The following is a 12947-nucleotide window of genomic DNA, read 5'->3' as shown; positions in this document are numbered from 1 at the left end:
GATGATGGAACCTTCCCAGCCACCCCAGAATCCCGACGACCAGCCCACGCGGGTGGGGAAGTTTCCTGATATGGAAACGCCTGACCAGCAGCAGGCACCGTTGACCGAGGTAGAATCGGCAGATGGTCCACCGATGACCAGCAGGGAACAGGGCATTGAACCGATCCAGAAAGTGATTGGCAGACATGCCCTGAAGACAATTCTGGGCCGAGGTGGGATGGGTGTGGTGTATCTGGCACGGCACCTCGATTTGAACCGCGACGTGGCATTAAAGCTGATTCCATCCGGCCTGGGGGCAGATCCTACCGAAGTGGCGCGATTTGTGGCAGAAGCGGAGACCGTTGCCGCACTGAACCATCCGAATATTGTGCAGATTTATGATGTGGGCCGCGATGGTGATTACAGTTTTCTGACAATGGAATGCATCAACGGTGGTACGCTGTTTCAATTGATCCAGAAACAACGCTTACCATTAATCACAGCGGTGCAACTGGTCCGCACGCTGACAATGGCGATCCATTTTGCCCACCAGCGGGGGATTATTCACCGCGATTTAAAACCAGGCAATGTTCTGTTGCAATATGTGGATGGCATTCCCACCGATAGTGAAAGTGTGGTGTGGCTGCCTGGGAAACAGGAAAGTGATCCCGCACGGGCCGCTTTGCTGAAACTGGCCGACTTTGGGCTGGCAAAACGCCTGGACAAGCCACTGCATCTGACCCAGGATGGGCAGGCAGTGGGCACACCCAATTACATGGCACCAGAACAGGCACTGGGGCAGACCGAAAATGTTTCGGTACGCACCGATGTTTACGCACTAGGGGCAATACTGTATGAACTGGTGACAGGCAGGCCACCATTTGTGGGCAACAGTACCATAGAGATCCTGAAAGCCGTGTGCTTTGAAGACCCCGTGCCACCCAGCCAGTTGCGAACCGATTGCCCCAAAGACCTGGAAGAGATTATTCTGCGCTGCCTGGCAAAGAACCCCACCGATCGGTACTTTGATGCGTTGGCATTAGCCAGTGCCCTGGGGCGGTATTTGGATGCTCGCGAAGATCGCACGCGGTTATTGAAACCCGTTTCTTTGAGCCCCCGTAGGAAAGTTCCCTGGCCGATATTCGGCTTGATTCTGCTTTCGCTGGTCGCATTGGGTTGGCTGGCACGGGAAATCTGGCGCGACGGATCTGTAAAAGAACCCAACAGCACTGCTATCGAGTTCGCAGAAAAACAAAATGCCAGCCAACGCACCGCGGTGCTGGAGGCGGTGGAGAAATTAAATCGAACTTATCCGGCAGGCTATCCCGATGATGAGGAATACGAATCGGGCATGGAAACATTGCGGGAAGAGATTCGCACGGCGAGAGCAAATCCCAATTTAGCGATTCCTGTCGAAACGCTGATGGAAATGGAACGAGCCTGGGCAGGCAAAAAGTTAATGGAAGTGCAGAGTACAACGGTACCCGGTTGTACCACCGTGGCGATGCACCCCCAGAATAAACTGGTAGCGATTGGTGCGGGCAAAGAAGTGAAGTTCTGGCGCAAACGACCGGGCGAACAGACATTCAGCAGCATCGAATCTAATGGTACTATTCAGGCACTCTGCTGGTCAACGAATGGCGAGCAGCTGGCAATTGCCAGCACCACAGGTGTGCTGGAAATTTATCTTGGCGAAACGCGGCGCAAGTTAAAAACCAGCCCCACATGGCCGGGAAAAGGAGTTCCGAGACATTTACGTTGGCTATCCGATACCCAGTGGGTGCTGGAAGAACAGAATGGTCGCCCGTGGTTGTATGATACGGTGGCTAATCGCTGGGATGCCCCACCAGGTGTGACCGATGAATTGATGAAGGATACGAGAGTCATTCGTTGGCATCCCAGTGTATTCGTCAGAATCGGTGCTGATTACAAATACTACAAGCATATAGGCTCAAATAAGCCAATCCAGTGGGTACCTGATTTTTCCTGGGCAGGCGGAATTGCTGTCTATGACACACTATTTGTAACTAGGGATGGCACCGTAACAGTATATGTGCCACCGTTCGGCATCAGAAAAACTACATTTGCTGCAGATATAGAGATAACATCATTTTATGCACCTTTTTGTGCTGCACATAATGTAGTTCATTCCAGAAATGAGATGGTTACCTCATCTAGAAATCTTGGAGAAATTTGTCTCTTTGATTCTACGATTGGCAATGTTCTAACTTTGCCATTGAACCGAATTGTTGATAGGGACTATGCTGCCTTATCCGATGATGGCTTTCACCTTTTGTTTGTCGATTCCGTTGGAAAAATCACCTGGTACGAACGACAGCCCGCCATCTACCCAGTGGTGGACTTTTCCATTCGTGAAGTTCATCAGCCAGTGCTTGATCTGCAACTCAGTAAAGATGGGCTGACGCTCTACTCTCTGCACGCGGGTGGGATTGCGGTGCGGAACGCCACAACGGGTAAAGTCGAACGGCAGATCGCCATCGTAGATGGTGCCCCACAGGTGGTGCGGGAATTGCCCGAAAAACCTGCCCAGCCGTGTGTCGCTTTTCAGGTATGCCCTTCCAACGGTGACGATCCCGAATCACTTCTGGTGGGCTGTGCCGATGCCAATCTTTACCTGATCAATGCCCAGACGGGCAGAAACCGCAAAAAGCATGAACTGTCACCGCAGGGAGCCAAAATTTCCCTAATTGATTATTCCACAAGCACTTTGGGCACATTGGTGCTGGCAGAAGATGCCCACACCACTGGGTTTGCGGAATACTGGTCGGGACCGTTTGGGACACACTCTTCGGTAAAATTGCCGCACCACTGTCGCTTTGTGGATGGGCGTATATTGCGAAATCGCTCTATCGCAATATTGCTGGATGAGAAAGGATTCATTTTCCTCTGGAAGCCAGGAAGTCCGGCAAAGAAAATAGCTCACCGGGAAAATCTCCCCCACCTTGGGTGGGTGAAAAGTCTCGCACCACTGATTGAACAGTGGGAACGCAACGGGTTAGACAAAGTTTTACCGGAGTTGAGTGTCGAACGGCTGGATTTGCCCGAAAAAAGCGAAATCATCCACAATCACCCACTGTGGGTTAAGAAGAACATCAGTTCTTTTGAAGACACAGAAAAGTCGATTCAGCTTTGGTCGCGGGAACACAACCTGCCACTGGCACCCGCGATCAGTTTTCCGAGCGATGTGACCAGTATTCTGGTCGATGGCGAACGCTTCTGGACCGCCACCAGTCTTGGGGAAATTCGGCTGTGGCACCACCGCATCCGGAAATGATTTTTGTTCCCATCACCCACCATAATGTATAACATCAGAAACCTGTTTGTGGGAAGGTGCAGCAAATGCAAATATTACCGGCAATCGATCTGCGTGGGGGAAAATGCGTTCGATTGCGGCAGGGCGATTATGCCCAGGAAACGATTTTTGGCCACGATCCGGTCGCCATGGCCCGCAGGTGGGTCTCCGAAGGTGCCACCATGCTGCACCTGGTGGATCTGGATGGGGCGAAAATCGGCCAGCCCGCCAACACCGAAGCAATCACGGCGATCGTGCGTGGGGTGGATGTCCCCTGTCAGGTCGGCGGGGGAATGCGAACGGAAGAGCATATCGCCCAGACCCTGGCCGCAGGCGTCCAGCGGGTGATCATTGGCACGCGGGCACTGCAGGACCCACTGTGGGTGCGGGAAATAGTCGAACGTTTTCCCGGAAAAATTGTCTTGGGTTTGGATGCCCGCGATGGTAAAGTGGCAACACATGGATGGTTAACCACCTCGGATGCCAGCTTGCTGGATGTGGCCCGTGAATTTGCCCAATGGCCACTGGCAGCAATTGTTTACACCGACATTGCCCGAGATGGTATGATGAATGGACCGAATCTGGAAGGACTTACTGAGTTGGCGAATGCTGTCCCGCTGCCAGTGATTGCTTCCGGTGGGGTGACAACGCTGGAAGATGTGGTTACCCTCTCCCAACGTGGCCTGGCGGGATGTATTATTGGCCGGGCCTTGTACGAAGGACAGTTGGAATTGACTGCTGTTCTGGAGGCATTATCTGCCGCAGCAGGAAACAAGACGACCCCGACGGAGTCGACCTGATGACAAGTGCTCTCGATGTAACTGGTGAAGACAATCGCCAGACGGCCTCCGTGCTGTCTGGCCGGGGTGCCTGAGTGCCTCCTTGATCACCTGGTAGTTCCGGCGAGGCCGCCTTCCCTTAAACGATCGAACTGATCGGCTTTATGAAGGAGGTTTTCGCCATGTTAACGTATCACGAAAAAGACATCCGCACCATTGCCCTCGTGGGCCATCGTGCCAGTGGAAAGACTTCCCTGGCGGATGCATTGTTGCACAAAGCCCACGCGGTCGAGCGGCTGGGCAACGTCGACGATGAAACCAGCATTTCCGACTATGACGATGAAGAGCACAAGCACCACTTTTCCATTGATACATCGGTGCTGCACTTCGAGCATGAAGGCAAATTTGTCAATCTGTTAGACGCACCCGGCTATCCGGACTTTATTGGTGCGGCAATGGAATCGCTGACCGCAGTAGAAACCGCCGTTACGGTCATTTCCGCCACCAGTGGGGTAGAAGTAATGACTCGCCGCATGTTTGAAGCGGCAGGCCGGTACGGTCTTACCCGCCTGATCGTCATCAATAAGTGCGATGCAGACAACATTCATTTTCCGGAATTACTGCAGAATATTCAGGACACGTTCGGTCGGCAGTGCGTGCTGTTTAATGTACCCGATGGGCTGGGGGCCGATTTTCACGGAGTGCTGTCTGTGATGAATCCCCCTGCAGAAGTTCCAGCGACCGCACCGATGCGGCCTGCGGATCTGCGGGCCCAGTTGGTTGATGCCATTGTTGAGTGTGATGAAGAGATGATGACCCGCTACCTGGAAGCGGGTGAATTATCGCTGGAAGAACTGGAACAAGCCGTCCCACGTGCGGTGGAAGCGGGAACGGTGATACCGATTTTCTGCACGGGTGCCAAACAGGAACAGGGCATTGAAGAATTATTGCACGCACTGGCGATGTATTCCTCCACCCCGTGGCACGCCAAAGAACGCCTGAATGGTTATCTGGCGGGTGCAAACGGCCACACAGATTCGTTCGCAGCGGCTGATGAAGCAGGTGAATTTCTTGGGCTGGTCTTCAAAAACGTCCACGATAAGTACGTGGGTCACCTCAGTTTTATTCGGGTGCTATCGGGCAAGATGGATAGTGCCCACCAGTTGCTGAATTTGCGGACGAAAAAGGCGAATCGCATCCCACAGATCCTGATGATTCAAGGAAAAACACTGCAGCCGGTGCAGGAAGCCTACCCTGGGGATATCGTGGCGGTGGCAAAAATCGACGACCTGCACATCGGAGATACGATTGCATTCACCAAAGATGCCCCCCAGTTGCCGCTACCGGAATTTCCGAAGCCGATGTACGGTTTGGCGGTAGAACCCAAAAGCCGTGGGGATGAGCAGAAAATCTCACAAAGTCTTCATAAAATGGCCGACGAAGACCCCACGTTTATCATTTCGCACGATGAACAGACCCACCAGATGGTGATGAATGGGGTCAGTCAGTTGCATCTGGAAGTCATTCAGGAGCGTCTGAAGCACCGCTTCGACCTGGAAGTGGTCACCAAAGAGCCGAAAATTCCCTATCGGGAAACGATCACCACGGATGCGGCAGGGGAATACAAGCACAAGAAACAATCAGGCGGACGTGGGCAATTCGGCGAGGTGCATCTGCGGATTTACCCACTGTCGCGAGATATTCACACCAAAGAGGAACTGGAAGCGCAGTTTGCCAATAAACACCGATTTGAGAAATTGCGCCATGTGAGTTACCACCCAGAGTATAATTTCGCATTTATCGACCACATTGTGGGTGGGACAATTCCCAACCAGTTCATGCCTGCCGTCGAAAAAGGCTGCCTGGAACTCCTCGCACGTGGGGCGATTTCGGGCAACCGCATCCAGGATCTGGCGGTGGAAGTGCACTTCGGCAAAGACCACCCAGTGGATAGTTCCGAAGCGGCCTTCAAAATTGCTGGTCGACTGGCACTGAAAAAGGCGATTCTGGCTGCCCACCCGGTGTTGATGGAACCGATTGTGCATCTGGAAGTTAACATCGCTGCCAAATACACGGGTGCGATTCTTAGCGATCTGAACAGCCGACGTGGTCACGTGCACGATCAGGATAGCCTGCCAGGCGACATTACGGTGATTAAAGCCCACGTGCCACTGGCCGAAATCACCCGCTACGCCGCCCAGTTGGGCAGCATTACCCAGGGAACGGGATCTTACACAATGGAGTTCAGCCACTTCGACATCGTGCCGATGAACGTGCAGCAACAGATTATCAGCAAAGTTGCCGCCCACGCTGATGAGGATGAGGCGTAACCCGGCGCAGCAAATAGATTCTTGTGAGGTACCAAGATTGCATCACTTGGTCAATTATTCCGCTAATTTCGCCCGCAGATCGGCAATGATGGCATCCAGTTCTTCCAGCGATTTTTTCTGCAGTCGGGACGACGGGGTAATTTTCAGATTAAGCAATTCCTGAATCAAACGAATTTGTCCAATTCGCTCACCCACTTCTTTGCCAGTTACCAAGCCCTGTTCAAGTCCTTCCTGACGGCCGCGTTCGATTGCACGGAGTTCTCTGGGGGATAAGAATGGCATTTTCATTTCCTCTTCCAGCAACAATAACTCTGCCTGGAATCTCTCATCTTCTTCTCTGGGTAATTGTATCATCCATTCCAGCAAGCGGAAGATGTTGACAATCTCATCGGGAGTGATGCCACGGAGAAGCAGTTGGCGTGTCAGGCGGATTTTCGCCTCCCGCTGCAATCTTGCGTTGCTACTATGGATCAGATTCTGAACACATGCGGCCAGCACCAACCCCACCGGACTGTGGTGGGCTTCCAGTTCCGCTAATTTGTCGCGTAAGTCCAGAATCTTAAACGACTTTAATCGAAAAATGAGCTCGTTTTCATCATTGCTTTCCAGAAACTCTGTCGGTCGCCACGTGGGGTGCGGATCGGCCAGAATTGCCACGCTGCGAATGTTCGGTCCGTATTTATCAATCAATCGGATAAAGTAACGAAGCATACGCTCTTCAAAAGCGGTGTCCTGTTGCGACTGAACCTCGATATGCAGGTACAGGGTGATGGGTGTAGTGTTCGATTTCAGATAAACCTCGTAAAGACAATCCACATGCTGGTTGTTTGTCAGTGCGTCCTGGTCGCGCTTTCGGAGCTGGGTATTCAGTGGTTTGTATTTTTTGTCCCACCGTATCGCTTGATGTAACGTGGGGAACAGTAATTCGCATACCGGTTCCAGGTAGTGATCCAGCAACTCCTTCCAGGGAGAATCGTTATCCCGTCGTTTTGGCTTCGTTTTCGCCATGATGATTTCCGAAGTGGGTTCGAATTTCGAGATCTGGTGGTAGATTTCATTCTAAATCGATTTCAGAAGTCTGCCAAACTCTAGGTGGGCAGGCTTGCCATGTTGTAGAATAACCGAATGAATCTCGAGTTACCGTTACTTTCGACTGCCAAAAAGGCGTTTTTGGATACCCCAGTGGGCGATATCCAGCAATGGGTGGCTGCACAGCAACAACCTGCATTCCGCACTGCCCAGGTGCTGCGCTGGCTTTATCAGGCACGTGCCGCCAATTTCGACAGCATGACCGACCTGCCCGCAGCATTCCGCACTGCCCTGCAAGATCAATTTCACCTGTTTCAGGCCAATGTGGTGGCCCACCGGATTGCGACAGACGAAACCCACAAGTTAGTACTGGAGTGGCAGGACGGCAAATCGATTGAGTGCGTATTATTGCAGGAAGAAACCCGCCGCACCGCCTGTATCAGCACCCAGGTGGGGTGTGGCATGGGCTGTGTCTTTTGCGCCAGTGGCCTGAAGGGCGTTGAACGTAACCTCTCTGTTGGTGAGATCTTAGAGCAATTAGTCCTGTTGCGAAACCTGACCGCACCTGGGGAACGCCTGTCCCACATTGTGGTGATGGGGATGGGTGAACCATTGGCCAATCTGGATAACCTGCTGGCGGCACTTGAAATCGCTGTTTCGCAGAAAGGACTGGGCATCGGTGCCCGCCATATCACCATTTCGACCGTGGGACTGCCCGCAAAAATACGTGCCCTGGCTGATGCGGGCAAACAGTACCACCTGGCTGTTTCTCTGCACGCACCCAACGATGCATTGCGGAATCAGATTGTGCCCACCAATGCCAATATTGGGATTGAAGCAATTCTGGACGCGGCAGACTATTTTTACGCAACTACTTCCCGGCAAGTAACTTACGAATATGTTCTGTTGGGCGAATTGAACGATCAGCCTGCTGATGCCCGCGAATTAGCCCGCCTGCTGCGGGATCGCAAGGCCCACGTGAATCTGATTCCGTGGAACAATGTTGTGGATCTGCCCTATCGTCGCCCCGCACCCGAGGCACAGAACGCCTTCGTTACCACCCTGCGTCACGCGGGAATCAGCGTGAAGGTGCGGAAACGCAAAGGTGCGGATATCGATGCTGCCTGCGGACAACTTCGCAGAAAAGTGCTGGAAAACATGCCACAAATCGCTGCTGCCGCACAGTAATTGCTGTATTCGGTTGGGATTTCGCAAAAATGGCGAATTGTTGACGTATAAATATTTCACTTAATCAAATAATCACATGCAAGGTAAATGGCTGCACGTTTTGTGGTGAACTTTCCTGCCCTTTTCCGATGATCCCCCCACAACAACGTGCGTGGGAGTGCTATAACTACCTTTTTCGCTGTTACCACAAAAGGAATGTTTATGTCTGCGACGGCTGATCCCTGGTTTCAATCGCTTTTTGCCGACCGTATTGGTGGTGCCAACTACGGGAAAGGCACCGAAATATACAAATTTGAAAAAATCAAACGTGCGAAGCGAAAAGCCCTGGCAGACCACCCGGAATTGCGATTGCTGGACTTTGGAATCGGCGAAAACGACGATATGGCCGATACCAGCGTGCGGGAAGCACTGAAAGTACAGGTCGATCGTGCGGAAAACCGGGGTTACGCTGATAATGGCATTGCAGCCTACAAACAGGCTGCCGCTGATCTGATGGCACGCCAATTCGGTGTGACTCTGAATCCCGATACCGAAATCTGCCACTGTATTGGCTCCAAGCCAGCGTATGCAATGCTGCCTGCCTGCTTCATCAATCCGGGTGATGTCACACTGATGACGGTGCCAGGGTATCCGGTTGCTGGCACCCACACCCGATATTACGGTGGGGAAGTGCATCGTTTGCCGTTACTGGAAAAAAATGGCTTCTTTCCCGATCTGGATGGTATTCCATCAGATATCCGCAAGCGGGCGAAATTACTGGTGATCAACTATCCCAACAGCCCCACCGGTGCGGTGGCCACCACCGATTTTTACAAGAAAGTGATCGAATTTGCCCACACTAACCAGATTATTGTGGTGCAGGACGCCGCCCACTGCATGTTGAACTATCAGGGTCCACCCACCAGTTTTCTGCAGGTGGATGGTGCCAAAGAAGTGGGTGTGGAAGTTCATTCCATGTCCAAAGGCTATAACATGATCGGCTGGCGACTGGGCTGGGTCTGTGGTCACCCCAAAATCGTGCAGGCTTATGCTGATGTGAAGGATAACAGCGATAGCGGCCAGTTTATGGCCATTCAGATGGCCGCAGCACAGGCACTGGCAAATCCAGAGATCCCACGGGCCGTGTGCGAAAAATACCGCCGTCGGCTGGAAAAGCTGGTGGCAGTCCTGAAAGATGTGGGTTTTGCAGCCCAGATGCCCGGTGGCACCTACTTTCTGTACACAAAGGCCCCAACTGGTGCAGGGGAGCGAAATTTTGCCAATGCGGAAGAAGCATCCCAGTTTTTGATCCATGAACAATCGGTCTGCACTGTGCCCTGGGACGATGCAGGTTCCTATTTACGCTTCTCTGCCACATATATTGCCCCCACCGAAGCGGATGAGGATGATTTGATGTCTGAAACACGTAAACGACTACACAATCTGAACTTACGTTTTTCGTAACACATTTCCCTAAAAAAATAATCACGAAATTTTCACACTTTGAGCAGAATTTTTTTTTTTCTTGTTGACATCCAGCAATTTTCGGCTTAAATTAATATTAGTTCATCGCGAGTGGGCGACGTGATGAGCTAGGCCCGGGGGCAACCCTGGGTCTTTTTTTATGTACACATCAATGCTCAAATAATCGTACAACACTATATTGCTTTAATTGTACAAATCATCGCATTTGCAATATCATGTACGCGTAACGCCCAAACCTATTCTGGGCGGTTTTTTGCTGCTGCATCCAACCGCAGGAATGACAGCACGATCACTCGATAGGGGTCTTATTCAGATGGAACTCACGCCAAACATGATTGGTCGTTTGTGCTCTGTGGTGATGTTCGGGTGCATCCCACTGATTTTTCTGGTGTTGGGCTTACGTGGCCGCACTCCCACACCTCGACGACTGGCATATTTATCTTTGTTCTGTGGCTTGATGGTTTTTGTGGTTCCTGAAATCGTCTTGAAACCATTCCCAGAACATCATTCCACCGTCTTGATCAGCTCTGGAATTGCCAGAGTAATCATGAGCCTCACGGGTATCGTGCTCGCGGGTATTGCACTTGCCACCCGTCGCTCGTCAGACATGAGAGCCTTACCACCCATTGCAGGACTGATATTCTGTGTCCTTCATTTGTTTGCTGGTGCAGGCATGACCATCATGGGCTTCATTGGAAAAAATCTGCAACCAGAAAACAATTCTGCATCGTGGGATTATTCATCGCCCGATGGAAAGTTTGAAGTGACATTACCTTCCAGAAAATGGGAAGTAGTCAATTTTGCAAACTTGAACAATAAAGCAGGATTTTTGCACCGAGGATTTCCAAACATGAAAGCCGTCGTGCAATCGGTTATCGAAAACCAGACGGAACAGGATTTTGATCGAATTGCGAACTCATTTCATGATTCTGGCAACGAGAATACAATCATTGATGCAAAGGATGGTTTGAATGCCGCGGATCAACGATGCTCGTCTTTCATTGGTATAGAGCAGTCGGAAGGTAAAGAGCTTTTCATTGGCTATTCAATTACCTGGTGTGCAGAACGAAAAGTGGTCGTTGTGATACTGTTTGAAGGCGTTTTCCAAATGAAATCCCAGGCGGGCAAAGAAACCGAACGCCAGGCAATGAAAACAGCCGCAGAGACCATTCTGTATTCCGTGCGCTAAAATCTGGTGGTGCTGATTCTGAACTGCAAAGAGAATTTCTTCACGCTGTTCGCATTATTATCGACGCATTACGAACTATTTCTGGACGGTATTCCATTTTCGTTCACTCTGACAACTTGTACAGGCTGGTTTTAATGCTAGCCCCTCTGCAGTGTAGCTGGCATTGATACTTGAAACAACCGTCATTCCCGCGCAGGCGGGAATCCAGGGCGATGCCTTGAATTACCACCCGCAATCCGATGCCCACTACCAACCGTCATTCCCACGCAGGCGAGACTCCATTGCAGAAACTCGAAGTGCAACCAATAAACTGTTACGTACCGTCATAGCCCGCTGCGCCAGCAAGGGAATTTCTTAAGATTCTACAGTGTCTTCATGCACAGACGCAAAGAGATTCTTGAAACAACCGTCATTCCCGCGTAGGCGGGAATCCAGGGCGATGCCTTGAATTAGCACCCGCAATCCGATGCCCACCACCAACCGTCATTCCCACGCAGGCGAGACTCCATTGCAGAAACTCAAAGTGCAACCAATAAACTGACCTACCACAACGTCATTCCCGCGAAGGCGGGAATCCAGTTTTGCCGTGTCCTTTATGTTTCCGTATTGCAATCTGTTTTTTTCATTGCACCCCTTGGATCTACTGAGTATATTACAGCCCAATGAGGGCGCTCCTCATGATGTACCTTTTCATGCGCAGTGGTACATTGCACACAGAAAGTGATAGCCAGAATCGCCGAAAGAATAGACGGAAATCAATTCTTTCTAATTATAGTTAAGCCGGCCGGCGGCCGGCTTAACGTGGTCAGCGATTGAGCATATATTAAATGTGACGGCCGCAAGCGGCCTAACCAGCGATTGGAGCAGGAACGATGGCAAAGCACACGAGGCCAGTACTGTGGAACGGGCATGTCGATTTTCGATGGGAGGGTGGAGGAGTTACTATCAACTCGCCTGATGGCTTCCCTATAATGGTCCCGATGGCTGGCCTGTATTTTCAAGGCAACTATCTTCACGACTGCAACAGTGAAACGGTCCTACCGGTCCTGAACAACAACAATGAGCGCATGGAGATTCTTTGGGGAACAGGCGTTGAGTATCCTGCCTTGGATACAGGGGAGATGCAAGACCGTAACTGGTACGGTGTGTTCGCCGTCAACGAAAACGGTGTCCTCCGCGGGAAGTTTGTCTCGTTTATCCGCGTGTTTTGTCTCGATGGGAGGAGTCTCACGTTCAGTAGTCATAGGGATAAGGACGTTTCAATCAATTACGGTTTCTGCCCTGGTGCCTATCTAGGCTCACGTTACGTCGTTCTGACGGGTCTCGATGCAGGGAAGACAGGAACAATTACGAAAAGTCTGGCGAATTCGTTCGATTTGGCTGACCCCACTCCTCACCGTCTCGCCAAAGGAGACTGGCTGATGGTATCTCCGGCAAAAGGTCTTCGCTCCGACTCGGACGTGATCGAATGCTATCGGGAATACTGCTATCTCGGCTCAGTCTTGTCCGACAATCTGCGGGAAGGGCAGTATGAGCCGAAGAATTTCTACAAGTATCGAAATCGCTATTTCATCGACAACAACAACGACAATCTCTATGACAAGCCTTTTAACATACTCAACCAAGCAAACATCGGATGGGAGAGCCCCAATGAACCTGGATGGATAGAGGTCGAT

General features: G+C 51.3%; 8 protein-coding genes. 7 read left to right on the top strand and 1 reads right to left on the bottom strand.

The window, feature by feature from the left end; all coding sequences use genetic code 11:
* Position 1: 1 nt before the first annotated feature.
* The 3 genes from R3B84_22140 to R3B84_22130 all read left to right on the top strand — a co-directional run bounded on the left by R3B84_22140 (position 2) and on the right by R3B84_22130 (position 6401).
* On the top strand, positions 2-3274 hold the full coding sequence (locus R3B84_22140; GenBank protein ID MEZ6143276.1) for a WD40 repeat domain-containing serine/threonine protein kinase: 3273 nt from the start codon (positions 2-4) through the stop codon (positions 3272-3274).
* A 65-nt stretch (positions 3275-3339) separates the two neighbouring features.
* On the top strand, positions 3340-4092 hold the full coding sequence (hisA, locus tag R3B84_22135; GenBank protein MEZ6143275.1) for a 1-(5-phosphoribosyl)-5-[(5-phosphoribosylamino)methylideneamino]imidazole-4-carboxamide isomerase: 753 nt from the start codon (positions 3340-3342) through the stop codon (positions 4090-4092).
* A 161-nt stretch (positions 4093-4253) separates the two neighbouring features.
* Complete coding sequence (locus tag R3B84_22130) at positions 4254-6401, top strand: elongation factor G (protein MEZ6143274.1); 2148 nt, start codon at positions 4254-4256, stop codon at positions 6399-6401.
* Positions 6402-6455: 54 nt separating this feature from the next.
* On the opposite strand, the gene R3B84_22125 is transcribed toward R3B84_22130, so the two are convergent.
* A complete protein-coding gene (locus R3B84_22125) occupies positions 6456-7409 on the bottom strand; it encodes a hypothetical protein (protein ID MEZ6143273.1) in 954 nt (317 codons plus the stop codon).
* Positions 7410-7526: 117 nt separating this feature from the next.
* On the opposite strand from R3B84_22125, the gene rlmN reads away from it, so the two are divergent.
* The 4 genes from rlmN to R3B84_22105 form a co-directional block, all read left to right on the top strand.
* On the top strand, positions 7527-8618 hold the full coding sequence (gene rlmN, locus R3B84_22120) for a 23S rRNA (adenine(2503)-C(2))-methyltransferase RlmN (protein MEZ6143272.1): 1092 nt from the start codon (positions 7527-7529) through the stop codon (positions 8616-8618).
* Between the two features lie 201 nt (positions 8619-8819).
* Positions 8820-10061, top strand: coding sequence for an LL-diaminopimelate aminotransferase (locus tag R3B84_22115; GenBank protein MEZ6143271.1), 1242 nt, complete (start codon positions 8820-8822; stop codon positions 10059-10061).
* Positions 10062-10395: 334 nt separating this feature from the next.
* Positions 10396-11271 (top strand): hypothetical protein, encoded by an 876-nt coding sequence (locus R3B84_22110; protein MEZ6143270.1) that lies wholly within the window; start codon positions 10396-10398, stop codon positions 11269-11271.
* An 872-nt stretch (positions 11272-12143) separates the two neighbouring features.
* Positions 12144-12947, top strand: an 804-nt coding sequence (locus tag R3B84_22105) for a hypothetical protein (protein ID MEZ6143269.1), incomplete at its 3' end; no start/stop codon positions are given.

The sequence above is a fragment of the Zavarzinella sp. genome (assembly GCA_041399155.1).
In the GTDB taxonomy this organism is placed as follows: domain Bacteria; phylum Planctomycetota; class Planctomycetia; order Gemmatales; family Gemmataceae; genus JAWKTI01.
Note: the sequence above shows the minus strand (reverse complement) of the source record. Positions and strands in the feature narration are given on the sequence as shown.